Genomic DNA, 23806 nt, shown 5'->3' with positions numbered 1-23806 from the left:
ATTAGTTTTGTCCCTCTGCTTGGGGTTTGTCCGCGTGATTGAAATCTTGCTCTATTTTAGTTTCAAGCCCTTCGAGAGGCACATCCTTCGGAATTTCCTTCACTGAAGCTTTGGAAAGATTTTGTATTCGATACGACGAGACATATTTGCCAAGCCTTGTTTCATAGTCATCAAGGGGTGCACCGAGTGCCGTATAATCCGCATAAACTTTTGAGATCGGAAGTCCAGAAAAATCCCGAACTGGATTTGTTCTTTCCGCAATTGCCTTTACGGAAGCAGAATTTAGATACACACGAGCGGAAGGTTTTAAAATCTCGAGAAGTGGCTTTGGATAAAAACCTATCCAAAATATCAATATGACAAGCGGAGTCAAAAGGCCGATCTCACGAAAGTGAAGGTCATGGTAAGGCCTTGCTTGGATGGTCTTACTCAATCCAAACAAAAAACGCTTCACAAAATATAACAAATACAAGGCGCCAAGTACAACACCGATGGCAGCGATACTCCCAAAATATACATTACTCTTGATACTACCTACAAGTATTAGAAACTCTCCAACAAATCCATTGGTACCTGGAAGACCGATCGAGGAAAGTACAGCAATGACAAAGAAGATGGAATATACAGGCATTTGCCTCACTAGACCTCCAAATTCAGAAATATTTCGCGTATGTGCTCTTTCATAAATCATCCCTATCATAAGAAATAACATCCCAGTAGAGACGCCATGGGAGATCATCTGCAGCATACCACCAACAACACCCTCTTCCGTAAAGGAAAAGAGTCCGAGCATACAATAGCCAAGATGCGATAACGAACTATAGGCGATAATCCGTTTGATATCTTTTTGAGCAAAGGCTGCCATCGCACCATAAATGATTCCGATAACAGCAAGCAGTTGGAATAAGTCTTTAGTTTCTAAACTGATGCCAGGGAAAAATGGGATACAAAATCGAATGAATCCGTAAGCTCCAATTTTTAGCAAAACACCCGCTAAATCCACAGAACCTACTGTCGGAGCCTGCGTATGAACATCTGGCATCCAGGTATGAAATGGAAACAGTGGGATTTTGATCGAAAACGCTAGAGCAAAGGTGAAAAATAAAAACCATTGCATCGATGGGCTAAATACCGATAAATCCATTGTTGATAATGACTCTATCGAAGTTTTTCCAGTTTTAAAATATAAGGTCAGGATACCACCTAACATAAAAAGCGATCCAGCCATAGAGAAGAGAAAATATTTTAAGGCAGCCTTTGTCCTATCCTCTCCTCCCCAAATTCCTATCATCAGAACCATCGGAAGTACCATAACTTCCCAAAATACATAATAGAGTACTAAATTGCCGGCAGCAAACACACCCAAAACCGATGTTTCAAGGACAAGGAGGCAAATATGAAATTCCTTAATTTTTTTTGGGATATTGGACCAAGAAGCTATGCTTGAGATGAAAAAGAGAAAAGCAGTTAGGCTAAATAAAAGTAGAGATACTCCGTCAAGACCTACGTGATAGTCCACGCTGAGTCTACCCGAAACAATCCAATCTGGAATCCAATGTACGAATTGTAAACCGGACTGACTTGGATCAAAAAAGAAAAAGAGTCCAATAGAAAGAATCGTCGTAAATGCGGAAGAAAGTGCGGAAATTACAATGATGTTCCCAACTCTTTTTTGAAACAGGATGAAAAAGGAAGCAAGAAGCGGAATCGCAAGTATGATGGAAATAATCTGAGTAGGCACTTTTATACTCCCTTCACTAGTAGATAAATAATGATGAAAAAGGATCCTATCGTTACGTAGAGAGCATAATCTCCGACGAATCCTGTTTGCAATCTCCGTAATAATCCGCCCAGTCCACTCATTCCACGACCGATGCTTACAAAAAATCGATCGATGACATGACGATCAAATAAAAAACCAATTCCGTTAGAGATCGTCTCAAAAGGTTTCACAAATAAAATGCCATAAATTTCATCGATATAATATTTGTGGAAAAGTATCTTTCTAAATCCTGTATGTTCTTCAAGAATTTCACTCGATTTAATCGCGTATAAAACGTAAGCAATGAGAATTCCGATCAGTGCAATGAGAACGGAAAAACCAGCCATACCCATCGCATGTGCCTCTGTAATTTCCGTTAGCTGAATGTTCCACTGGTGGGAGGTAGCGAACGTCTTACCTGGAAAGAGTACGGGTTCAAAATATGTTTCTAAGGAATGGATATTTAGAAAAAAATGAGGAGTTTGTAAAAACCCTGTAACAACGGCACCTATCGCAAGTATCACGAGCGGGAAAGTAATCGTCCATCCGGATTCGTGGATAGGTTTGCCATGCGTTTCTGTGCGATCCTTCCCAAAAAATACAACAAATACAAGTCGAAACATATAAAAAGCAGTGAAAAACGCTGCGGCTATACCTACGGTCCAAAGAATAGGTCCATATACCGGGTATTGGTAAGCCTTTTCCAGAATCAGATCTTTGGAAAAGAATCCAGAAAAGGGAGGGATACCTGCTATCGCAACGGTTCCAATAAGAAACGTAACGGCCGTTATTTTAATTTTACCAAAAAGACCACCCATTTTTCGAATGTTTTGTTCGTGATGTAAAGCATGAATCACAGATCCAGCTCCCAAAAATAGCAAAGCTTTAAAGAAGGCATGCGTCATCAAATGAAACAGTCCAGCAACATAACTACCAACACCCATAGCAAGAAACATAAAACCTAACTGAGATACGGTGGAATAAGCTAGAATTTTTTTGATGTCGTTTTGCAAAGTTCCTATGCTTGCCGCAAACAGAGCTGTGAAGGCACCGATACACGCGATGAAAAGGGAAGTGTGCGGAGCAGCAAGGAAAACTATATTTAACCTAGCGATGAGAAAAATGCCAGCTGTTACCATCGTTGCTGCATGGATTAGAGCAGAAACAGGAGTGGGACCTGCCATTGCGTCAGGAAGCCAAACGTATAGAGGAACTTGCGCTGACTTTCCCATGGCCGCAATAAAAAAGAAGATGGCAATAAGGTCTGCATATGCAACGAATCCTGAAATTTCAGGAATGGACGCTGCAATCTCCATATAACGTAAACTTCCGGTTAGCCAAAATAAAAATCCGGTTCCAATGATGAAACCCACATCACCGATTCGGTTTAGAATGAATGCTTTCATGCCTGCATTGGCAGCAGATGTTTTCTCGTATTCAAATCCAATGAGAAGATAAGAACAAAGTCCCACTCCTTCCCAACCAAGAAATGTCAAAACTAGATTGTCAGAAAGAACGAGATTTAACATCGAAAAGACGAAAAGATTGAGATAGGCAAAAAAACGAGTGTATCCTTCTTCTCCTTTCATGTATCCCATGGAATACAGATGAATGAGTGTTCCTATCCCTGTGATAATCAGAGTCATATAAAAAGATAACTGATCAATTTGGTAAGCAAAATCGACTTGGAAGTTTCCTACATGAATCCAAGGAAAAAGAGATACTATGTGAGGAGCTGTCCTCTCCATTGGTCTAAATTCATTGAAGGCTAGCAGGGTGATGCAAAAAGGCAAAAAAACCGCTAAGGTTCCGATTGCTCCCGCAAACCTGTGAGGTATCTTATTGCGAAGGAATGAATTATGCAAAAACCCAAGTAACGGAAGAAATAAAACTAAAGGAAATATATCTAACATATTCACCACTTCAAGGATTGGAGTTCATCAACGTTTGCAGATTTTTTCTGCCTGAAGATTGCAATTACCAAAGCCAATCCAACCGCTGCTTCCGCGGCGGCAATGGCCATCACAAAAAAGACGATCACTTCACCAGAAACACTAAAAAGGGATTTTGAAAAGGTAACAAAAACGAGATTCACAGAATTTAAAATCAATTCGACAGACATAAAAATGACAACGGCATTCCTGCGAATGAGAACGCCTAAAACTCCAATGGAAAACAAAATCCCTGATAAGCCTAAAAAATAATCTATCGGAATTCCGGAAATAGCCTGATTCATAAAATATTGTCCTTTGCTTCATCAGCAACTAGCTTCCGTTTTGCGAGAATGACTGCTCCAATGACTGCGATGAGTAGCAAGAGTGAGATAAGTTCAAATGGCAAAACGTATTCTAGGTAGGTAGCTGCGCCAACTGCCGCAACATTTCCTTCCGTGGAAACAGTGGTTGTACCTGTGATCGGGTATTGGTACTGCTTTTGCGTTTCTTTGGTTGTATAACCCTTTCCTTCTGCCGCAGAATAAGGAGACCCTGTGTTTAGTGCCGATTGTAATGCGAAAAAAAATGAAAATGCAAAAACGGCCAGGAAAAAAACTTTTATGGGATGGTTGAGAAATTTAGAGAGAGATTCTGCCCTTTGGGATAGAAGCATGAGAACGAAAACGACAAGAACCATAATCGCACCCGCATAAACTAATACTTGCATGGTGGCGATAAAAAGCGCCCCCATGATTCCATAGATGCCCGCCAAAGAAAAAAAAGTAAAAACAAGAGAAACGGCGGAGAAGACGGGATTTTTTTGAAAGATCACACTGATCGCTGTACCAATACAGATCAGAGAAAATAAGATAAAGAGGAACCCTTCGGGAGTATTTGGTAGATTCATAAAAATAAACTCGTCCAGCTTTCTTTCCAATAAACAGTGTAGATCGATGCAAACATAACTGCGAATAAACCCCATGGGATCATTTTTTTCCAACCGAGTCGCATCAATTGGTCATAGCGAAAACGAGGCAACGTCCATCTGACCCAAATGAAAAGGAAGGCGAAAAATAATACTTTTCCGATGAAAAAGCCAAGTCCAATCAATGTTTCAAACCCACTTCCCGCACCCAACCCAAAAGGAACATTGTATCCGCCAAAAAACAATAGAGTCGTTAGGCAGGACATGGTGATCATATTCATGTACTCGGCAAGAAAAAACATGGCGAATTTAAACGCACCATATTCCGTGTGAAAGCCTACAACTAGTTCCGATTCTGCTTCGGCAAGGTCGAAAGGAAGTCGATTTGTTTCTGCAAACATAGCCGTAACATAGATAAAGAAGGCAACAAAACCAGGTGGGGTCAAAATATTCCAAACGTCTTTCTGTGCTTCACAAATAGACGTCAACTTCAGTGAGCCCGACATGATCACAATGACAACAATTGATAAACCCATAGGGAGTTCATAACTGATCATTTGTGCGGTCGCACGCACACCACCGAGAAGTGAATATTTATTATTACTAGCCCATCCGGCAATCATGATTCCATAAACAGAAAGAGATGAAACAGCTAACATATACAAGACGCCAGCATCTGGATTTGCTACCTGCAAATTTATGGTTTCTATTCCAGTTAGATTTAGTAACCAAACAGGGGCAGGTAAAGTTCCTCCAAATGGAATGACTGCCCAAGCAAGAATCGCACAAGTCATAGAGATCGTTGGCGCCAATAGATACATGGCACGAGAAACATTTTTAGGAAATATTTCTTCCTTTGCAATAAACTTGATACCATCGGCTAAAGGTTGAAAGATTCCAAAAGGGCCTGCGCGGTTTGGGCCTGGTCGATCTTGGATAAAACCAGCAAACTTACGTTCCGCGAGTGTATAATAGGCAACTCCTGTAAGAATCACAAAAAATAAGGACAATATCTTGACTGCCCAAGCGATAATCATTCCAAAATCCATGGCTTCCTTACGTCATCCCTTTAAGTGACATTTACAACTTCTTTCTGTTCGTTTACTGCATGTGGTTCAGTGACAAGTCTTTTGGCAAATTCGTCCTTGAACTTTTGCATGGTTGGCCTAACAGCCATAACACAAGCATCAGCCAACGGACAGATCGTAGTTCCGCCTTCCATATTTCTAGCGATAGAGAATAATAGATCTACGTCTTTTTGCTGACCGTGTCCATCCCGAATCTTATGCAGGATATCTTTGACCCAATGTGTTCCCTCACGACAAGGTGTGCACTGACCACAAGACTCATGTGAATAAAACTCAGCAAGTCGGTATGTGGTCTCCACTAAATCTGCTTCCTCAGATAGTATGATCACTGCACCTGAACCTAACATCGATTTTAGGCTGGCGATAGACTCATAGTCTAAGGTCGCAGTCATTGCTTCCTCTGCATTTAAAATTGGCGAAGAGGATCCGCCTGGGATCACAGCTTTGAGCTGTTTATCGCCTTGGATACCGCCACAGATTTCAAAAATAAGTTCTTTTAAGGGAGTACCCATTTCTACTTCATAAATCCCTCGGTTTTTTACATGTCCACTCACTGCGAACATGCGCGTACCTGGAGATTTTTCAGTTCCTATCTTTTTATACTCATCCCCCGTCATACGTATGATATGTGGAACGTTACAAAAAGTTTCCACATTGTTCACAACAGTAGGGCAAGAATAAAGACCTGAAACAGCAGGAAAGGGAGGTTTCAAACGAGGGTGTCCCCTCCTACCTTCGAGGGAATTGATCAGTGCCGATTCCTCTCCGCAAATGTAAGCACCTGCACCTGAATAGACAGTTAAATCAAAATCATATCCTGAGCCTTGGATATTTTTGCCAAGCAGTCCTTGGGAATAGGCTTCATCTACCGCTTTTTCTACAATCGCGATGCCTTTCATGAACTCTCCGCGAATGTAAATATAACCTTGGTGGCAATCAATTGCTTTTGCGGCAATGACCATGCCTTCGATGAGCATATGTGGTAGTTTTTCTAAAAGGAGTCTGTCTTTATAGGTTCCAGGCTCGCCTTCATCCCCATTACAAATTAAGTATTTCGGTTTGTCCGTTTTCGGAATGAAGCTCCATTTATTGCCAGTTGGAAAACCAGCTCCCCCACGACCGCGGAGGCCAGATGTTTTTACATCACCAATGATCTGTTCTGCGGACATTTCATTTAACGCTTTTTTTGAAGATTCATATCCACCCACAGAAAGGTATTGTCGAAGTGTGTGAGATTCGGGGTGATCAATATGTGTAGTAAGTAGCTTACGTAAGCCCATCTTTAAGCCTTCTTTGCCAATTCTTCTAGGATTTGATCCATTTGTTTTGGATCTAAATTTTCATAATAAGTATCATTGATTTGAGCAACCGGACCAAAACCACAGGCACCTAAACATTGAACTTCCTCGACAGTGAAAATGCCATCGGAAGTAGTCTGACCCTTTGAAACTTTTAATTTATTACATACTTTTTCGGTAATGGCATCGGAACCAGCCAGATAACATGAGATATTCGCACATATCTGCACATGGAATTTCCCCACTGGTTTTTTATTATACATGGTATAAAACGTCGCAACACCATGAACATGTGCGAGAGAAATTGGTGCCCCGATGCGGGAGGCAATGTATTCCATCCCCTCATGATCCACAAAACCTTGGTCTTTTTGTAATAGAAAAAGACAAGGCAAGATGAGTGACCTTTTATTCGGAAATTGAGGGATCAGTTTTTGAAATCTGGTTTCGGAATCTTTTGAAAATTGATATGCCATTTAACAATCAAGCTCCCCTGCAATCACATTCAGTGAACTCATGGTGGCAATCGTGTCAGCAAGAAGGCCACCCTTAACCATCATTGGAAATGCTTGGTAGTACCAAAAGCAAGGTCTCCTCACGTGCACCCTCCAAGGCGTTTTTTCGCCTTCGGAAACTACATAAAAACCAAGCTCACCATTGGCAGCCTCAGTCGCATGATAGTATTCTCCTGGTGGCACTTTAATCCCATGCATAATGATTTTAAAATGATAGATCAACTCTTCCATGTTATGATAAACTTTATCTTTTTCTGGAAGGAAAAAATGTGGAACGTCTGCGTGGTAAGGACCTTCGGGAATGCCGTCAATCAACTGTTCGATGATGCGTATGGATTGATTCATCTCTTCCATACGAACAAGCGTTCTATGAAGTGCGGAACCGTCTTCGCCAACCGGGATATCAAAATCCACTTTATCATAAAACATATATGGATCGTCTTTTCTGACGTCCCAGGCCACGCCTGCCGCTCGCAGGTTTGGACCCGAAAACCCGTAGGCAATCGCATCTTCGGCAGAAATGCCACCAATGCCCGCAGTTCTTTCATTAAAAATTTTATTTCGAATTAAGAGTTCTCTGAATTCAGCAATCGCTGGCTTTAAGCCGCTGATCACGAGTTTGATTTCCTTTTGGAATTCCGGATAGATATCGCGTTCCATGCCACCGACTCTACAAAAAGTAGTAGTGAGTCTTGCGCCCGTTAACTTTTCTAAAATTTGATAGATATTTTCTCTGTGATGGAACAAATGTAGCAGACCAGAAAAAGCACCTAAATCCACACCCATAATCCCATTGCAAATGATATGGTCCATGATGCGTGAAAGCTCTGAGATGATCATCCGAACGTAAGTTACACGAGCTGGAACTTCGATTTGCATCATCTTTTCGACAGTTAGGATCCAACCAATATTATTTAGAGGTGTGGAAACATAGTTCATACGGTCTGTGCAAACTAGGAATTGGTTGTAGTCGTATCTTTCGCCTAATTTTTCAAAACAACGGTGCACATAGCCAATGACAGATTCCGCTTCCACCACTCTCTCGCCATCAATTTGAATGACGTTTTGTAAAATACCATGGGTTGCTGGATGCGAAGGCCCTAGATTTACGAGAAGATGGCCTTCCGGTAGTTCTTTGTATTGTTTGCCAAAATGTTCAGCCGTTTTTTCATACATGGTCATAAATATTTGCAGGCTCGTTAATTTGAGCTCATGTCCTCGTTTACGTGAAGGGTTAACAAGTCTTGGATGAGATAGTCCTGCCCAGGACCTTCGAGAGGATAATCTTTTCGAAGGGGATGCCCTACAAAATTATCTGGCATAATGAGTCTTTCCAGTCGAGGATGAGAAGAAAAAGAAATGCCCATAAGGTCAAAAATTTCTCGTTCAGGCCAATTGGCACCAGCATAAACAGATACGATACTTGGAACCGCTTCCCCTTCTTCCACGGGAACACGCAATTGAATGCGAAAATGTTTGTTTTTAGGTGACTTAAGCAGATAAACGACTTCGAATCGAACCGAATGTTTGCCTAACCAATCAATGGAAGTTAAATCATTTAAAAACGTAAATGCGAACTCAGGGTGCTCCTTTAACGCCAGGCAGACGGGAACAATCCCTTCAGGTTTGAGAGTAAAATACGGAAGGTTTGTATGGATCTCTCGATTTTCTATCAGAAAATGAGAAAAGTTAGATTGGAGATAAGATTGGACTTGGTCTTTCATGCGACTACAAGAGGTTTGTTTCTTTCGTTGATCTCTTCGATCTTTCTCATGATTTCCTGACGTCTAGCTTCCAATCCTTGGGACTGTACTTTCATTTGCAATTTCATCAAAGCATCAAGCAATGCTTCTGGTCTAGGAGGACAGCCTGGAACGTAAACATCCACAGGTAATATCCGATCCACACCTTGTAACACACCATAGGTATGAAACATACCACCGGAAGAGGCACAGGCTCCTACAGAAATGACAAATTTAGGTTCTGCAAGTTGGTCATAAATCTGACGCAGAACGGGAGCCATCTTATAGGTAATGGTTCCGAGAACTAAAATCATATCTGCTTGTCTTGGTGAAAAGGAAGGTCTTTCTGCACCGAAACGTGCGATGTCATAATCTGCACAGGCAGTACTCATATATTCAATGCCGCAACAAGCAGTAGCAAATGGATAAGGCCAAAGTGAAAAACTCTGTCCCCATTGTACTACATTTTCCAATTTTGCGACTTGGAACATATCTCCAAACATTTCGCCTGGCTTAGATAAAACGTCTGTTAGTCCCATTCCAATGCTCCTTTTTTCCATATATAGTATAGACCCACAACGAGAATCAGAAGAAAGAAAAACATCTCAAGGAGAAAGAATCCGCCGAGGCCAGCATTCTTAAAATTAATAAGATTCACTGCCCAAGGATAGAGGAAGACAGCTTCAATATCGAATAATATAAATAAGACGGCGACTAAGTAAAATTTAATATTAAAAAGCCCGCGAGCATCACCATAATAGGTCACACCACATTCGAAGGTATCTTGTGGTTTTGATTTCTTTTTGGGGTTGAGTAAGAAGGCTAATGATAAAATGACGGCTGAGAAACCGATTCCCAGAGCGAGTTGGAGGAGGATTGGTGCAAAACTATCAGGTGCTGAACCCATTGAAGAAAGAATCTCATTCTATTCTGCCTTTGTCAAGGCTAGAATCGTTTCCCACTCCATAGTTTTCGTAAATTTTCACGGAGGTGCTTTTCCATGCCTTGTTCGGTCGGCTCATAAAAAACAGGAGGTTCTGCTTTCAATTCCTCTGGGAAATAGGATTCTGGGAGGAAGTGGTTTGGGTAATCATGAGGGTATTTGTATCCTTTTCCTGCCCCTTCTGCCTTATGTGTCGCTGTCGGAGCATTCCGCAAATGGTTCGGAATTGTATATGTAAACCTTGCATTTCGAACATAGGCAAGGGCCTTATCAATCGCTAGATAACTGGCATTAGACTTAGGTGCACTCGCAAGAAACGTAGTACATTCACCTAGAGGGATACGGGCTTCGGGCATTCCGATTCTCTCGACTGCCTGCCAGGTCGCGATCGCTAGAGGGAGGGCATGGACAGACGCATTGCCTACATCTTCGCTAGCAAAAACGACAAGCCTACGAGCGATAAAAAGAGGGTCTTCACCTCCCTCAATCATGATCGCTAAATAAAAAAGTGCAGCATCGGGATCAGAGCCTCTGAGGGATTTGATGAAAGCGGAAATGACATCATAATGTTGCTCTTTGTTTTTGTCATAATTTAGCATTCTGGCGCCTAACAAATCCTCTACATCCCCGGCCTGGATCATCGAGTTTGATTCTGGGAGGTTAAGGATGGATTCCAAAATACCGATCAGCTTTCGAGCATCCCCACTAGCGGCAAACAAAATCGAATCGACGGCTTCTTTGGAAAACTCACGACCATTGCCCTGACTTGTAATGGCGCGATTGAGTATTTCGTGATTTTCCTCTAAGCCCAAGGCTTGCAGTTGGAAAACCTGAGAGCGGCTGAGTAGCGCCCGGTTGATACGAAAGGAAGGATTTTCTGTAGTCGCTGCCACAAGCACCAAATCACCCTCCTCGACAGCGGGAAGAAGAGCATCTTGTTGGGCTGAGGAAAACCTGTGGATTTCATCAATAAAAAGGGCAATGGTTCCGATTCTTTTGGATTCCTCAATGACCTCTCGGATGTCTTTCACACCGCTTGTCACCGCCGAAAGGAACCGTTTGGGAAGCGACCATTTATCAACGATTATGTGAGCTAAAGTCGTTTTTCCAGTGCCTGGAGGGCCATAAAAAATAAGAGAGGTGGGCTTTTTTAAATTTTTTAACTGCTTTACCACCTTTTCTTGGCCAAAAAATCCCTCCCAGTCTTGGGGACGAAGTTTATGGGCCAAAGGAATCTGTTTATCAGGTTCACCAAAGAGTGAGGTCATCTTTCGAAATCCGAATTCATTTGTAGATTCAAGGAGTTAACTCTCTTTTGACTGCCATATAACATTTGTAAATAGTCTCATTGCATACATCACAACCAGAATGGCAGCACACGAGCGATTTCTCAGAAACTTTCCCGTGCAATATGTTCTTAATAAGAGCAGCAGTGCGTTCCGGAAGAAAAAAAAATTTAACTTTTTCAAAAATGATTTCCTCTTCCGATTTTGGAAATAACCGACCTTCCGACATCTATGCCCCCGATACCCAACCTGCTAGCATGGCATAAAAATAAACAGACATGCGTACGATGCGAAAAAGAGAACCCAAAAAAAACAATCGATACTTCATCTTAAAGGTTCCAACAGTATAAGCCATCCAAGAATACGGAACGGGAGTCAAAGCCGCAAGCACAACTGCCCAAAAACCATACCTTCGAACGTAAGGTAAAAATTTATCTTCGTAATGTAACACTAACTGACGACCTAAATGGAACCGCGGAATCAAAAAACGTCCAACGACATAAGCAATCGTTCCGCCTAAAATGCTCCCTGTTGACATACATACAAGAGTGAATAAATGTGAAAGTCCACCACTAACGGCTAACATCAAAAAGGCGTCAGGAGGAATGAAGGCAGGTAGGCTATCTGATAAAACCATACCGAAAAAAAGTCCAGCATAACCAAATTCATCCACAAAAACTTTTGAATAAGAAAGAAGCGGAGCTCTATAAAAATACGCCAGAGAGAAAACAAGACCGACAACGAGAACGATGGAGACTAAGGTTTGTATGAGTAATTTTGTTAACTCTTTTTTTTGCGAAATTTCAATCTGATGTTTTGGTGCCTCTGAGGTCATAAAGTTTCCTTAGTTTTGTCTATGAGTTTGCCAGTTACACCCACCCAATCCTCAATCTTTTTGACCGACTCTTGGATCAAATCGGGTAAAGTTACTTTTTCTTCCGAAGTAAAATTTTGTAGGACAAAATCTGCCACATCCATGTGCCCCTTTTCTGGCTTACCAACTCCAAATCGCAGTCTATGGAAATCACTGGATCCGATCTTTGTTACGATATCTTTCAGTCCGTTATGGCCAGCAGTTCCTCCTCCAATCTTATTTTTGATTTTGCCGAAAGGAAGGTCTACTTCATCTTGCACCACCAGTATTTGAGAGGCAGGAATCTTATAGGTATGGGCAAGGGAGGCGACTGCATTGCCCGAGAGGTTCATGTATTCCAAGGGCTTTAGGAGGTGGACACGGTATTTGGAGTCCGTATTTGCCCCCTCATCCCATTTTTTTGAGGCCTTCCAACTGAGGCTCCATTTTGAAGAAAGGGCATCCAGGATCATAAAGCCAATATTATGACGGTTTCCAGCATAACGAGAGCCAGGGTTTCCAAGACCTACAACTAACAAATGCTCCATGTTTTAACTCAATAAAAGATGTAGCAGTCTTTCCGTTGCTTTGATCGCTGCCACTTGCTGGTCAGAATCAATACCGATGGTGCGTATGGGTTGTAAATCCCCTTCATTTTTCCATGTGATGACAGTTTCGACAAGGGCATTGGTATTTCCGCCAGGAGGGATCCTCACCTCATAGTCGTAAAGCGGTGGAATCGAGATAGAGAGGTTAGTCAGGATTTTTCCAAGTGCATTCATAAATGCATCATACCCACCATCCCCTTCTCCCTCGGAAACAAATTCCTCGCCCTTAAACACAACTTTCAAATGGGCAACGGGCTTAACTCCGATACCGCTTGTCACGGTGCATGCCTTGATTTGAAAGGGTGAGTCTAGATTTTCACCAGAGACGTCGGCGATGATATAACGTAAGTCTTCTTTTGTGACTGTTTTATTTTGGTCACCGAGCTCAATGACCCGGTCCAAAACTTTTTTTTCCATCTCTGGTGTGAGGACCATGCCCAACTGTTTTAAATTTTCTGTAATGCTTGCCTTTCCCGCTAATTTTCCAAGAGCATAAACGCGAGCCCGACCGAAACGTTCCGGCAGAATGGGATTGGCATATAGATTTCCTTTTTTATCGCCATCGGCGTGCACTCCGGCGGTCTGCGTAAACACATCTTCTCCTACGATGGGTCGATTGTCACTGATACGTTTTCCTGAAAATACTTCGACTAACCGAGACGCATTGGTAATTTCTTTTTCTTCTACTGTAGTTCTAAAATTTGTCTTATCATGTAAGGCAGTGACAACTGCTTCCAAAGGAGAGTTCCCTGCCCTCTCACCGAGGCCATTGACAGCAACGTGCAAACCCTTGGCCCCTGCTTTCACTGCTTCCAAACAATTGGCAACTGCTAAATCATAATCATTATGTCCATGAAATTCAAACCAAAGTTCTGGAAACAGATGGGTCAGATCAGAGATAGCAGTTCTTACTTCTTCGGGAGACATGACTCCTAAAGTATCTGCTAAAAAAAATCGTTTGATCGGGAACTTTGAAACAGTAGATAAATATTGTATGACATAGTCTCTCGAAAAGAGATATCCATTCGACCAGTCTTCGAGGTAGACATTGACAGTGATGCCCACTGCATTTGCATTTTCTACCGTTTTTCGAATGTCTTCAAAATGCTCTTCTGGCGTTTTTCTAAGCTGGTTCGTTAGGTGGTTAAGAGATCCTTTTGTCAAAAGGTTGAGCACTTTTACTTCGGTGTCCTTCATCCAATTTACGGTTTTGTCAATATCCACAAATCCAAGGATCTCAATCTTATCCTGTAGGCCTTCTGCCTTAGACCATTCTATGATTTTTTTCACAGCGGCAAATTCACCTGGGGAAACCCGAGCACTGGCAATTTCGACCCGATCTACTCTGAGATCACATAGCAAGAATTTGGTTATATTTAATTTCTGTTCCCAGGAAAATGAGACACCATTGGTCTGCTCCCCATCACGGAGAGTCACATCTAAAATCTGGATTTTTTCATTCACGTTTGTCATTTGCGCAATCGGTTTATGTATTCTTTCGAGGGAGCTAGAACTTCCACGAGGGTCGTTCCTGGATTGGTCCGAATCATAGGATCTCGCTCTACTAATTTCAGAAAATCGCAGGACTCCACATAGTCAATCGCCATTCTTTTCAAAATACCTTCACCGATCCCATGCAGGATTTCAACAAAGGCTTCCCCTGCCATAAAGGCGTCGTTCATCTCTCGATCCAATTTGATCCGTGCCTCTTCAAATCTCATTTGTCTGATGGTGATGGTGCGCATACAGTCTAAAGATTAGACTCACAAAAGCATCTCTTCTGTCCAGGGAATTATTCAGAACCAGGGCGCATCGGATTTGTTATGTGTTTGGCGCCTCTTCCGAACCAACCGACCGTGCCATTCGCTCCAATCTTTGCCGAAGCAAAGGATTTACGCTTCTGTCACTTGCGCGGTCAAAAAACAAAAAAAAGAGAGAAGACAGAACCTTTCGTTGAATAAAAACTTAATGCATGCACATTCTGTCGCGAAACTTCCCACTTTGCCTTTTGATCCTGTTTCTGCCTCTCTCCTGTGAGCATTTCCAAGGCCGTCTTTTTAATGTTAACGCACTCGTTTTAATTCCGGGTTTGGTAGGAAAATGGAGTGTGAAACAGGATGGCAAAGAGACCTCCGTAATTAAGATCAGTGTGACCGAAGAAACGAGAACCTACCTTCTAGAAGTAGAGGGAGATATAGACAGATCCCTGTTACGATTTGCCTGGCTCGATGGAAGGTACATCGGAGAATACCATGATGTGACAGAAAATGGTGAAGAATCGTCAGCGGGGCATATCTTCGAACTGATCCATGAGCCTTCCGGATGGAAAGCCGTACTCGGTGCAGAGATCACAAAGGTCATGGTTACCAAATATAAATTACAAGCAAGCCCACACAAACAATATGGAAACAAACAACCAGGTTACTACTTAAATGGAAGTCGCTCCGAGAATTTGTCTGCAGTTCGAAAATTGATTTTGGATCCAGATTTTTTTCCCATAACGGATCTAAAAAAAGCAATGTTTTTAACAATAACCGACTCGCAGCCAAAGGCAACCGCTGTGCAGTTAAAAGATTTTTTGAATACCTTTGCCAAAAATGACAAAACAGATATTACAGAATTTGAATCTTTTTACGAAATTGTCGTTTCGCATGAAAATGGCGGTGCCGAAAAGTACAACTTAGATAAGTTAACCGGAAAATCTACTATGATCTGGCATGAGCACCCAAACAAGTAACCTCACACTTGTTTGTATCTAAAGCAACTAACTAAATGATCATTCACCAGACCGCAGGCTTGCATATGAGCGTACATGACTGTGCTACCCGTAAACTTAAAGCCTCGCTTTTTTAAATCTTGACTCAGTGCATCCGATTCTCTTGTTGTTGCCGGAACCTCACTCATTGTTTGGCGTTTGTTTTTGAGAGGCTTTCCACCTACGAAGCCCCAAATGTAGGCATCAAAGGAGCCAAATTCTTTTTGGATTTCTATAAATAACTTTGCGTTCTCTACACAAGAAACAACCTTTAGGCGATTCCTAACAATCGACGGGTCGCGTAATATTCTTTCAATGCGAGCCGCTGTAAAACGAGCCACTAGTTTTGGATCAAAATTGGCAAAATTTTTACGGTAGCCTTCCCGTTTTTTTAAAATCGTTGCCCAGCTCAGCCCTGCTTGTGCCCCTTCTAAAACTAAAAATTCAAAGTGTTTCTGGTCCTCATGAACTGGCACGCCCCACTCTTCATCGTGATACTGAATGTATTCCGCAAATCCCAAACACCAAGGACACCTTTTTTTTTCTTTCATATGAATAGTTACTGTCTTATAGCCTTTGTACGGAAGGCAAGTCTTCTACTAACAAAACAATAGAATTAGGCTTTCGAAATAGGAATCATTCTTATTTATGGAAAAAACGAACGCAACCTTATGAACAAAACGATGCAGATTTCAACTCGCGAATTTATCATCATCATTGCCTTTTTGATGTCCATCGTTGCCATCTCTGTCGATGCGCTCCTTCCCGCATTGGGATACATTGCAAAGGAGATTCCTTTCTCTCATCCGAACGAAGGCCAATACATCATTAGCGCCTTATTTTTGGGTATGGCCATGGGCCAGCTCATTTGCGGTCCCTTATCTGATGCCACTGGTCGCAGAAAGGTTTTATTTTCTGGTATTTTCCTCTTTCTTGTCGGTTCAACGATCTGCTATTTTGCGAACGGAATTCCTGCGCTTCTTTTCGGTAGATGGGTCCAAGGTCTCGGCGTCTCCGCTCCTTATATCTCTGCATTTTCTGTGGTCCGAGATCGTTTTGAAGGGCGCGAAATGGCAAAGATCATGTCTATAGTCATGATGATCTTTATTCTGGTGCCGGCCCTTGCACCTAGCCTTGGTCAAATGATCTTACTTCTTTTCTCATGGCGATCTATTTTCCTCATGTATATTCTTTATTCGATACTCATCGGCATTTGGATTTTTATTAGGCTCAAAGAAACTTTGCCCGAGGAAAAGCGAATTCCATTTCAAGCGGCAAACATCATAGATGGATTTCGAGAAGTTTTATCCAATCGCATAACGATGACATATACGATCTGTATGGGATTATTTTTCGGTAGCTTCTTTGGATACTTAAATTCATCCCAACAAATTTTCCAGGTCCAGTTCGAAACGGGAAAACTATTTACGGTTTATTTTGGAGGCTTAGCACTCTTATTCGGCATCGCCTCACTACTCAATTCACAGTTAGTTGAAAAGTGGGGAATGCATTATATAACCAAACGTGCAACCATTGGAATTATCATTAGCTCGTTTTTGTTCTTAAGCCTCCAGTCGTTTGTCAGTATTGGACTTTGGATGTTTTTGCCTTACGTTGCCATTTTATTTTTTTGTTTTGGGCTTCTGTTTGGAAATTTTAATTCCCTGGCAATGGAACCCATGGGCCACATAGCGGGGATCGCCTCGGCCATCATTGGGTCCGTATCTTCCATCTTGTCGATGATTATTGGAACCACCATCGGTCAACTGTATGACCAAACGGTAATGCCTGTAACCATCGGTTTTTTGGTCATGAGCTGTCTTTCGGCAATCCTTACGAGAATCTTTGATCCTAAGTTCCGATCCTCGTAAAAACATATCAAATCGATTTGTTCTGTCATCACGACACCACGGGCTCACTCTTTCAGGATTTTTTTGAGAAGATCTCGACTGCCCAGGATTTTTAAGGTTGTCGCAAGTCCTCCCATCATAGCACCTGCGATGCCTGGAGATCCACCAGCGTCTGCTCCTGTTAGGTATAATCCCTCTATCGGAGTCGTGACCTCAAACCAAGGAGACTTTGATTTATCATATCGTTCCGGCACACATGCGAGACCATAGATAGCACCATCTGGATGGGAAGTGAAATGCTCATTGGTCAAAGGAGTCGAAACTTCGATGTATTCTACGATTTTTTTAAAACCAGGAAAACGTTTTTCAATCGTTTCCACGACCGTGTCGGCAATCTTCTTTTTAAAAGCCTCATATTCTTCTCCTCGCTTTTTCCAAGGGGAGTCTTTCCACTTTTCGAAGAGTGAGTAATCAGTAAAGGTGATCATGTCAGCTGTATGGTGTTTGGCGTCGGCATCCTTGAGGCTGGGAAAGGACATATAAAGGTTTCGGATTTCTCCAAAGTTTTTTAGCCATTCGTTTCTTTCACTAAAATTCGCTTCGTGGTCATTTGAAGAAAAGATCCAATAATTTTCGCCCTTAAAGCCGAGAGTTGCGGGACTCTCCGATAGCCCCATATAAACACAAATGCTCGTCGCCATTTTTTCTCGTTTATAAAAGTCTTGGAGGTTCTTTCGGAAAACGATGGGAACAGAATCTGGCACCAATTTCATGTAAGTCGGATAGGCGCCAGCACAGGAAACAATGATGGGTGCATAATAGTTTCTTTCTGGTTTTTCTCCGCGCAGGAAGCGAGTTTTGACTCCGATTGCCTTTCCTTGTTCAATGATGATTTCTGTCACTTCTGTTGTATTGAGGACAGTTCCACCATTCGCTTTGATTACTGGTTCCACGCTTTCGAATATTTTTCCGCCTCCACCAACAGGATAATAACCACCATTAAAATAATGAACTACTAGCGCCGCATGTGTTGCAAAAAGACATTTGCTAGGAGGCAGGCCATAATCTCCCCATTGCGAGGCAAGAACAGCTTTAATATCTGCATTTTTAAAATAACAATCCAAATAGTCTTTGAGAGTTTCAATATTCGAATTTTCCAATTGTCCTTTAAACGCTCTTAGATCAGGAGTCGATGACTTCATCATAATGGATTTTCCAAAAAGGGCAGCTGCTTTATGTAAATCTTTAAAATATCTTTGTATCGAATCGGTTTCTTCGGGAAAGCGACTTATCAAATCAGATTTAAATTTTTCCTCATTGCCGTATAGATCAAAGGTCCCATTAGGATACACAAACTTCTCAAACGGTTCTGGCATCTTTTGCCAAACGACTTTTTTACTCGTGATCTTATCCATTAAGAGTCTGCTAAATCCAGTCTCGTGCATATCGCCAACATAATGGATACCGACGTCCCAATGAAATTTATTTGCCTTACGTGCAAACGCATGAGTATACCCGCCAGCCTGGAAATGTTTTTCGATTACCAGTACCTTTTTCCCCGCGTATTGAGAGAGTAAACTCGACACTGTCAAACTCCCCATACCCGATCCAATACAGATCACATCATATTTATCTTCTATAGCTTCATTTTGCATTGACTTCTATCCTATCCAACTAATGTTAACGATGAACACATTGATTCTTGTCAGAATGCAAATCAATGTAATAACCGTCAACATGAAAAAGCCACCTAAAAAACATTCCTACCATCATGGTGATCTAAAAAAAGCATTGATTGCTGCCACCCTGACCCTCTTAAAAGAAGAAGGATACCAATCACTCTCACTCAGAAAGGTTTCAAAGATTGCGGGCGTCTCCCAGTCGGCACCTTATAGACATTATGAAGACGTCGAGGCTTTGCTCGCAGATGTGGCATTGGAAGGTTTTCTTCTACTGGGGATGAGTCTCGAGAGGGTAAGACTCAAATACAGAAGAAAACCTCTTTTGCAATTCAGAGAGTCAGGAGTGTCTTATGTTGAATTCGCTTTAAAAAATCCAGATCTTTTCCAGATCATGTATGGAAACCAGATCCAGAACCATTCCAAGTTTTCTTCCCTTATGAAAGCGGAGGAAGAGACCTTTCATGTTTTAATCAAAATCATTTCAGACTGCAAAGAAGCCGGAATTCTAGAATCGGAAAATGAGAAGCAGACAGCGATGGCCGCCTGGACCATGGTGCACGGAATTGCGATACTGCTTCTTGGTAAGCAGGTGATGTTTCGAAATGCAGAACTTAAAGATGCTAGGAGGATGACTAAGGAGATGATAGAACATTTATATTTAGGATTGAAACTTCGGGCCTAAGCAAGAAAATTTAGAAGATGGTCTTGTTTTTACTCATTTCTTTTTCCTTCCTCTCTCTTCTTTTCTTTTTAGGTGAGCTTGTCATTCGCGCCAAAGATGAGAAAATCTTTTTACTAAGTTATATCTATCTTACAGCTTTTTGTTTTTTTATTCATTCTTATCTAATGCATTCCAATGCAATCTATGATTTCAAATATCTTTTTCTCATCCCGACGCCATTTCTCGCTTTCCTGGGCCCCATAGTAGAAAGATACCTTTTTATTACCTTTGAAGCAATGTATGAACCATTTCAAAAATTTAGATTTAAATTCATTCCGGCTCTCCTTGTCATTGTCCTAGTCTTTCCATATTACTTTCGAGATACGACGCTTGATCTCAGCCTAAAGGATGTGGGACAAATCCATATCGCAGAAATCCCTTTCCATGTGCGTTGCGGTGTAGTGATATCAATAACTTCTCTATTTTACTTTTGTCTCACACCACTAATAAGTGTTTTAAAAAATTTAACCTTGAATGTCATTTTAAGCGACCCTAAATTAAGACTTTTTTTTATTATCGCTTCTTTTTGGAGTCTTTTATTACCAGTCATGTTGTTTTTAACTCTGCTCTTTGATCGTTTCTTCGCTCATATAAGTGTTTCTATTTATAGTGGGTTTATGCTTAGCTTCTTTTTTTTATTAAAACAAAGAAATCCAGATTTTTTCCAAGGAATACAACAGAAGGTACTACTAGAAAAAAAATATAGAAAATCACAGCTAACAAATTTAAATCTAGAATTGATCCGAGGAAAATTTTTACATCTTTTTGAAACGGAAAAAGTTTTTTTAGATGAAAATCTTTCGCTGAGTCGCCTTGCCCAACTGTTGGATATCTCTAACCACCAACTGTCAGAATACTTAAATACGATCGAACAAAAACAATTTTATCAAATTGTTGCCATGTACCGGGTACTTGAAGCGAAACGGCAAATGACAAATAATACAAAGGCTAATCTTTTAGAAATTGCCTATGCCTCGGGTTTTAATTCTAAATCCAGTTTCAACCAAGTCTTTAAACAAAGTACAGGACTCACGCCTACAGAATTTAAGAAAAAATTGTCCAAGACGAACGGCTTGGACGACTAGGCAGATAAAATGCATTAAAATGTTCCTAATTCGTATACTTAAAAGGAACATCCATGCGTTTCAAAAAGCTTACCCTTTTCCTTCTCCTCCTCACTCTGAATCTAGGCTGCAATGGTTCCGATACAAAAGATGATAATGGAATTAAAAATTCATTTCTACTTCTATATTTACAAAGACAGCTGACTGCCGCCTCAATTTCATCTACAACGGCAGCCAATGCGGCTAACGGGACATCCGATTATGATAATGTGGCAACCTACTATTCTAGCATGAAAAAATTAGAATTACAGGTGCTATACGAATCCGGAGCGGAACCGTATACAGGTAGCTTTACGAATCCGGCAACAGCTACAACGAAAACTGTTTGGGGAATACTAGAAGACAATTTAATCGAAATATTTTCGAATAGAGGACAATCCGTCTCCTTTACCATACCGAATTCAACGTCCAATATGGACACCATTACCTCCCAAAATAAAACGAACTGGACGATTACTGAATTATTAAATCTCGCCAAAACATATAGAAAAGCTACTTCAAGCGCTGACACAGGCAGATTTTTTGTCGCCTTTCTGAATGGATACGATAACGAAAATGGAGAGAGCAACCAAAACACAATCGGGATCAATATTACAGGAACTCCTTACTTGTTTATTTTCAAGCCTGTTATCACAGCGTTTACTGCTGGAGTTGCTACGACGGCCACTCGAGTTTATGTAGAACAATCCACTCTGATCCATGAAATGGGTCATGCCCTCGGTCTGGTAAATAAAGGTGTTTCACTTTCAAGCTCCCACCAAGACACGTCGAATGGGAAACATTGTTCGAATTCAACCTGTGTCATGTATTACGCAAACACGGGAACAAGCGCTCTAGTCACATTCCTTCAAACGTATTTACAATCAGAATCTAACATCATGTTCAAGAGCGATAGTTTAACAGATATCAAAAATTATAAATAGAAAATTTAACTTGTGATCATCTAACGATCACAAGCTTTGTTGCTTCCTCGATAAAGGCTTCTTTTGCATCTTTCCATTTCGCAGTTTTTGTCACAACGGGAGAAGGATCGTAACCCTTCTCCTCCACGAGGCGGAGGATTTCTGGGATCCATTCCCGGGAGCGCACACGGCCAATATGTAGGTTTGCTCCCGAATTGTATAAATCCAGATATGGTATTTTTAACTCATTCGTCCAAAAAATCGAAGCGGATCCAAAAAAGCCGTCCACCTCGAGCGAACGAAGTCCACACATCCAACCTGATTCGCTACCAGTTGCTTCTGCCACAATATCAAATTTTTTCGTAAATGATTTTGGATATGTTGTTAAGTGTTCTGTCCTAATTCCCATTTTTTCTGCCAATGCACATCTCGTTTGGTCCATGTCTACATACAGAACATCCGGAGATCCCATAAATTTTGCAAGTGAGGCTGTGTAGAGTCCGATGCTTGCAGCAGCACCACCAAGAATAAGAACAGATTGATTCGGATTCTGATCTAAGTGAATGCCTGCCAGTTTCCATGCCTCGACTAGATTGTCACTGATGCTAGCAATCGAAATCAGATTCGTTGTCTCTTTGATAGGGACTAACATGGCAATGGCGTTCGGTATGAGAACTTCATCGGCAAGCGCCCCACCAAAAGCTTTTCCACTTTTCCCCATACCGAAAGCGGAAGCATGAGGTACCGATGAACAACTCTTAGACTTACCACTTGTACAGGGCTGGCAATGACCACAGGAAATCTGAAAGGGAACGGCTACCTTCATACCTACTCGAAATTGATGGGCCACTCCTTCCCCGAGGGCGAGGATCTCACCTACAAATTCATGTCCTATTGGAAAAGGAGCCCGGAAGAGAGTCTGTCCACGGAGGATGGGTAAATCCAAATCACACCTTGAAACAGCTAACGGACGAACAATGGCTTGGTTTGGTTCTGTGATCCGAGGCTTTTCAACTTCGCGCCATTCCAATGTGTTCTTTTTGATGAATTCTAAACGCTCCATATTAGTTCCTTAAATCATTTTTTAGGATGATAGGCGACTCGGTGAGAATATTTGCTTCCACTGTCCAAGTTGGTTTTATCAAATCCTGATGGGAATTTTTTTCCAGGCTGCTACGGTCCTGCCAAACGGAGAAAACTTGGATCGATGTTGAGGAAACTTCTGCCACCCAAAAGGATAGAAAGCCAGACTGATTTTTTAGTCCGTCCATTTTGCCCTCAAAATAATTAGGAAGGTTCGTTGTCCCTTCAGTTCCGATCCTATAGGATTTCACATCGACCCACCTTTCTTTGACTTCCTCGGCAAGTTCGGAATCTAAGGTGTAAGCGTAAATCGCTTTCAGAATTGTCACCTTATGGTCTCCACCATACTTTGAATTTACGCGATCAAACCAGGCCTGATTGAACCACTCCTTTGCTGCTTGTTCATTTTCCCATAAGTAGATACCGCCAAAAAATCCCGTTCCTTCTTCTATCGAGTATATCTTCCGAGTGAGTCCCTTCACTGCTTCATATTCAGGAATTGATTTTTTCATTCCATTTTTGATTAGGAATTTTGGGGCATACCATGGGGCCGTGACCCGGGTCATAGTGATTACTTTTCCTTTCACGGGGAGAGATACCGCAGACAGAGACTGAGTGATAGCCGCCAGGGCCGTAATCACAATGGCTTTATTGTTAAAAAACATAGAAACTTCCTTACGGATAGACTATTTGGTCTATCCGATATGCTCTGAAATAATTTTATATAGACTAATTAGT

At 41.6% G+C, this 23806-nt stretch carries 26 protein-coding genes; 5 read left to right on the top strand and 21 right to left on the bottom strand.

Features of this window, described 5'->3' with window-relative positions; genetic code table 11:
* Window position 1 precedes the first annotated feature (1 nt).
* The 17 genes from EHQ58_RS12650 to EHQ58_RS12570 are packed head-to-tail and all read right to left on the bottom strand — an operon-like array spanning window position 2 to window position 14696.
* Entirely contained in the window at window positions 2-1741 is a 1740-nt protein-coding gene (locus EHQ58_RS12650) for a complex I subunit 4 family protein (RefSeq protein WP_135624237.1), read from the bottom strand.
* 2 nt (window positions 1742-1743) lie between these two features.
* Window positions 1744-3675 (bottom strand): NADH-quinone oxidoreductase subunit L, encoded by a 1932-nt coding sequence (gene nuoL, locus EHQ58_RS12645; RefSeq protein WP_135624236.1) that lies wholly within the window; start codon window positions 3673-3675, stop codon window positions 1744-1746.
* Between the two features lie 2 nt (window positions 3676-3677).
* Window positions 3678-3998: an NADH-quinone oxidoreductase subunit NuoK gene (gene nuoK / locus EHQ58_RS12640; protein ID WP_135624235.1), complete on the bottom strand. Its 321-nt coding sequence runs from the start codon at window positions 3996-3998 to the stop codon at window positions 3678-3680.
* Window positions 3995-4603 (bottom strand): NADH-quinone oxidoreductase subunit J family protein, encoded by a 609-nt coding sequence (locus EHQ58_RS12635; protein ID WP_246047349.1) that lies wholly within the window; start codon window positions 4601-4603, stop codon window positions 3995-3997. Before EHQ58_RS12635 ends, nuoK begins: the two co-directional genes overlap by 4 nt.
* A complete protein-coding gene (gene nuoH / locus EHQ58_RS12630; RefSeq protein WP_135624234.1) occupies window positions 4600-5670 on the bottom strand; it encodes an NADH-quinone oxidoreductase subunit NuoH in 1071 nt (356 codons plus the stop codon). The genes EHQ58_RS12635 and nuoH overlap by 4 nt, the downstream gene beginning before the upstream one ends.
* Window positions 5671-5690: 20 nt before the next feature.
* Window positions 5691-6989 carry an NADH-quinone oxidoreductase subunit NuoF gene (gene nuoF / locus EHQ58_RS12625; RefSeq protein ID WP_135624233.1) on the bottom strand — a complete coding sequence of 433 codons (1299 nt, stop codon included), beginning with the start codon at window positions 6987-6989 and terminating at the stop codon, window positions 5691-5693.
* Between the two features lie 2 nt (window positions 6990-6991).
* Entirely contained in the window at window positions 6992-7480 is a 489-nt protein-coding gene (locus EHQ58_RS12620) for an NADH-quinone oxidoreductase subunit NuoE family protein (protein ID WP_135624232.1), read from the bottom strand.
* The gene (locus EHQ58_RS12615; protein ID WP_135624313.1) at window positions 7481-8695 is read right to left on the bottom strand and encodes an NADH-quinone oxidoreductase subunit D; all 1215 of its coding nucleotides are present in this window, start codon (window positions 8693-8695) and stop codon (window positions 7481-7483) included. It abuts the gene before it with no gap.
* Between the two features lie 23 nt (window positions 8696-8718).
* Window positions 8719-9243, bottom strand: a complete 525-nt coding sequence (locus tag EHQ58_RS12610; protein WP_135624231.1) for an NADH-quinone oxidoreductase subunit C — start codon at window positions 9241-9243, stop codon at window positions 8719-8721.
* Window positions 9240-9800 carry an NADH-quinone oxidoreductase subunit B gene (locus EHQ58_RS12605; RefSeq protein WP_135624230.1) on the bottom strand — a complete coding sequence of 187 codons (561 nt, stop codon included), beginning with the start codon at window positions 9798-9800 and terminating at the stop codon, window positions 9240-9242. Before EHQ58_RS12605 ends, EHQ58_RS12610 begins: the two co-directional genes overlap by 4 nt.
* Window positions 9791-10168 carry an NADH-quinone oxidoreductase subunit A gene (locus EHQ58_RS12600; RefSeq protein ID WP_135624229.1) on the bottom strand — a complete coding sequence of 126 codons (378 nt, stop codon included), beginning with the start codon at window positions 10166-10168 and terminating at the stop codon, window positions 9791-9793. The genes EHQ58_RS12605 and EHQ58_RS12600 overlap by 10 nt, the downstream gene beginning before the upstream one ends.
* A 38-nt stretch (window positions 10169-10206) precedes the next feature.
* The gene (locus EHQ58_RS12595; RefSeq protein ID WP_135624228.1) at window positions 10207-11472 is read right to left on the bottom strand and encodes a replication-associated recombination protein A; all 1266 of its coding nucleotides are present in this window, start codon (window positions 11470-11472) and stop codon (window positions 10207-10209) included.
* A 28-nt stretch (window positions 11473-11500) separates the two neighbouring features.
* On the bottom strand, window positions 11501-11719 hold the full coding sequence (locus tag EHQ58_RS12590) for a hypothetical protein (protein WP_135624227.1): 219 nt from the start codon (window positions 11717-11719) through the stop codon (window positions 11501-11503).
* A complete protein-coding gene (locus tag EHQ58_RS12585; protein ID WP_246047348.1) occupies window positions 11720-12325 on the bottom strand; it encodes a YqaA family protein in 606 nt (201 codons plus the stop codon).
* Window positions 12322-12891, bottom strand: coding sequence for an aminoacyl-tRNA hydrolase (gene pth / locus EHQ58_RS12580; RefSeq protein WP_135624226.1), 570 nt, complete (start codon window positions 12889-12891; stop codon window positions 12322-12324). Before pth ends, EHQ58_RS12585 begins: the two co-directional genes overlap by 4 nt.
* Before the next feature lie 3 nt (window positions 12892-12894).
* A complete protein-coding gene (cimA, locus tag EHQ58_RS12575) occupies window positions 12895-14424 on the bottom strand; it encodes a (R)-citramalate synthase CimA (RefSeq protein ID WP_135624225.1) in 1530 nt (509 codons plus the stop codon).
* The gene (locus EHQ58_RS12570) at window positions 14421-14696 is read right to left on the bottom strand and encodes a Smr/MutS family protein (RefSeq protein ID WP_135624224.1); all 276 of its coding nucleotides are present in this window, start codon (window positions 14694-14696) and stop codon (window positions 14421-14423) included. Before EHQ58_RS12570 ends, cimA begins: the two co-directional genes overlap by 4 nt.
* A gap of 362 nt (window positions 14697-15058) precedes the next feature.
* Between EHQ58_RS12570 and EHQ58_RS12565 the strand changes: the two genes are divergently transcribed.
* Entirely contained in the window at window positions 15059-15688 is a 630-nt protein-coding gene (locus EHQ58_RS12565; RefSeq protein ID WP_135624223.1) for a hypothetical protein, read from the top strand.
* Between the two features lie 2 nt (window positions 15689-15690).
* Here the strand turns inward: EHQ58_RS12565 and EHQ58_RS12560 are convergent, their stop codons facing one another.
* Entirely contained in the window at window positions 15691-16257 is a 567-nt protein-coding gene (locus tag EHQ58_RS12560) for a DNA-3-methyladenine glycosylase I (protein WP_135624222.1), read from the bottom strand.
* Window positions 16258-16377: 120 nt separating this feature from the next.
* On the opposite strand from EHQ58_RS12560, the gene EHQ58_RS12555 reads away from it, so the two are divergent.
* Window positions 16378-17577 carry a multidrug effflux MFS transporter gene (locus tag EHQ58_RS12555; RefSeq protein ID WP_135624221.1) on the top strand — a complete coding sequence of 400 codons (1200 nt, stop codon included), beginning with the start codon at window positions 16378-16380 and terminating at the stop codon, window positions 17575-17577.
* Between the two features lie 44 nt (window positions 17578-17621).
* Here EHQ58_RS12555 and EHQ58_RS12550 read toward each other — a convergent pair whose 3' ends face one another.
* Entirely contained in the window at window positions 17622-19211 is a 1590-nt protein-coding gene (locus tag EHQ58_RS12550) for a phytoene desaturase family protein (RefSeq protein ID WP_135624220.1), read from the bottom strand.
* 82 nt (window positions 19212-19293) lie between these two features.
* On the opposite strand from EHQ58_RS12550, the gene EHQ58_RS12545 reads away from it, so the two are divergent.
* From EHQ58_RS12545 to EHQ58_RS12535, 3 genes are read left to right on the top strand one after another with little or no spacing between them, the layout of a single operon-like run.
* On the top strand, window positions 19294-19920 hold the full coding sequence (locus EHQ58_RS12545) for a TetR/AcrR family transcriptional regulator (RefSeq protein ID WP_135624311.1): 627 nt from the start codon (window positions 19294-19296) through the stop codon (window positions 19918-19920).
* 17 nt (window positions 19921-19937) lie between these two features.
* On the top strand, window positions 19938-21044 hold the full coding sequence (locus EHQ58_RS12540) for a helix-turn-helix domain-containing protein (RefSeq protein ID WP_135624219.1): 1107 nt from the start codon (window positions 19938-19940) through the stop codon (window positions 21042-21044).
* A 53-nt stretch (window positions 21045-21097) separates the two neighbouring features.
* The gene (locus EHQ58_RS12535) at window positions 21098-22006 is read left to right on the top strand and encodes a hypothetical protein (protein WP_135624218.1); all 909 of its coding nucleotides are present in this window, start codon (window positions 21098-21100) and stop codon (window positions 22004-22006) included.
* Window positions 22007-22022: 16 nt separating this feature from the next.
* Here EHQ58_RS12535 and EHQ58_RS12530 read toward each other — a convergent pair whose 3' ends face one another.
* Both EHQ58_RS12530 and EHQ58_RS12525 read right to left on the bottom strand, forming a co-directional pair.
* Window positions 22023-23048, bottom strand: coding sequence for a zinc-dependent alcohol dehydrogenase (locus EHQ58_RS12530; RefSeq protein ID WP_135624217.1), 1026 nt, complete (start codon window positions 23046-23048; stop codon window positions 22023-22025).
* Between the two features lies 1 nt (window position 23049).
* Entirely contained in the window at window positions 23050-23733 is a 684-nt protein-coding gene (locus EHQ58_RS12525; RefSeq protein ID WP_135624216.1) for a YdhR family protein, read from the bottom strand.
* Window positions 23734-23806: the final 73 nt, after the last annotated feature.

The sequence above is a fragment of the Leptospira ognonensis genome, assembly GCF_004770745.1.
Classification (GTDB): domain Bacteria; phylum Spirochaetota; class Leptospiria; order Leptospirales; family Leptospiraceae; genus Leptospira_A; species Leptospira_A ognonensis.
This window is presented reverse-complemented; position numbering and strand designations above follow the sequence as displayed.

Bases quoted from the DNA above. Each gene is read 5' to 3' on its own strand.
- nuoL (WP_135624236.1), bottom strand. From the start codon at position 3,675: ATGTTAGATATATTTCCTTTAGTTTTATTTCTTCCGTTACTTGGGTTT.
- nuoK (WP_135624235.1), bottom strand. From the start codon at position 3,998: ATGAATCAGGCTATTTCCGGAATTCCGATAGATTATTTTTTAGGCTTA.
- EHQ58_RS12635 (WP_246047349.1), bottom strand. From the start codon at position 4,603: ATGAATCTACCAAATACTCCCGAAGGGTTCCTCTTTATCTTATTTTCT.
- nuoH (WP_135624234.1), bottom strand. From the start codon at position 5,670: ATGGATTTTGGAATGATTATCGCTTGGGCAGTCAAGATATTGTCCTTA.
- nuoF (WP_135624233.1), bottom strand. From the start codon at position 6,989: ATGGGCTTACGTAAGCTACTTACTACACATATTGATCACCCCGAATCT.
- EHQ58_RS12620 (WP_135624232.1), bottom strand. From the start codon at position 7,480: ATGGCATATCAATTTTCAAAAGATTCCGAAACCAGATTTCAAAAACTG.
- EHQ58_RS12615 (WP_135624313.1), bottom strand. From the start codon at position 8,695: ATGTATGAAAAAACGGCTGAACATTTTGGCAAACAATACAAAGAACTA.
- EHQ58_RS12610 (WP_135624231.1), bottom strand. From the start codon at position 9,243: ATGAAAGACCAAGTCCAATCTTATCTCCAATCTAACTTTTCTCATTTT.
- EHQ58_RS12605 (WP_135624230.1), bottom strand. From the start codon at position 9,800: ATGGGACTAACAGACGTTTTATCTAAGCCAGGCGAAATGTTTGGAGAT.
- EHQ58_RS12600 (WP_135624229.1), bottom strand. From the start codon at position 10,168: ATGGGTTCAGCACCTGATAGTTTTGCACCAATCCTCCTCCAACTCGCT.
- EHQ58_RS12595 (WP_135624228.1), bottom strand. From the start codon at position 11,472: ATGACCTCACTCTTTGGTGAACCTGATAAACAGATTCCTTTGGCCCAT.
- EHQ58_RS12590 (WP_135624227.1), bottom strand. From the start codon at position 11,719: ATGTCGGAAGGTCGGTTATTTCCAAAATCGGAAGAGGAAATCATTTTT.
- EHQ58_RS12585 (WP_246047348.1), bottom strand. From the start codon at position 12,325: ATGACCTCAGAGGCACCAAAACATCAGATTGAAATTTCGCAAAAAAAA.
- pth (WP_135624226.1), bottom strand. From the start codon at position 12,891: ATGGAGCATTTGTTAGTTGTAGGTCTTGGAAACCCTGGCTCTCGTTAT.
- cimA (WP_135624225.1), bottom strand. From the start codon at position 14,424: ATGACAAACGTGAATGAAAAAATCCAGATTTTAGATGTGACTCTCCGT.
- EHQ58_RS12570 (WP_135624224.1), bottom strand. From the start codon at position 14,696: ATGCGCACCATCACCATCAGACAAATGAGATTTGAAGAGGCACGGATC.
- EHQ58_RS12560 (WP_135624222.1), bottom strand. From the start codon at position 16,257: ATGAAAGAAAAAAAAAGGTGTCCTTGGTGTTTGGGATTTGCGGAATAC.
- EHQ58_RS12555 (WP_135624221.1), top strand. From the start codon at position 16,378: ATGAACAAAACGATGCAGATTTCAACTCGCGAATTTATCATCATCATT.
- EHQ58_RS12550 (WP_135624220.1), bottom strand. From the start codon at position 19,211: ATGCAAAATGAAGCTATAGAAGATAAATATGATGTGATCTGTATTGGA.
- EHQ58_RS12545 (WP_135624311.1), top strand. From the start codon at position 19,294: ATGAAAAAGCCACCTAAAAAACATTCCTACCATCATGGTGATCTAAAA.
- EHQ58_RS12540 (WP_135624219.1), top strand. From the start codon at position 19,938: ATGGTCTTGTTTTTACTCATTTCTTTTTCCTTCCTCTCTCTTCTTTTC.
- EHQ58_RS12535 (WP_135624218.1), top strand. From the start codon at position 21,098: ATGCGTTTCAAAAAGCTTACCCTTTTCCTTCTCCTCCTCACTCTGAAT.
- EHQ58_RS12530 (WP_135624217.1), bottom strand. From the start codon at position 23,048: ATGGAGCGTTTAGAATTCATCAAAAAGAACACATTGGAATGGCGCGAA.
- EHQ58_RS12525 (WP_135624216.1), bottom strand. From the start codon at position 23,733: ATGTTTTTTAACAATAAAGCCATTGTGATTACGGCCCTGGCGGCTATC.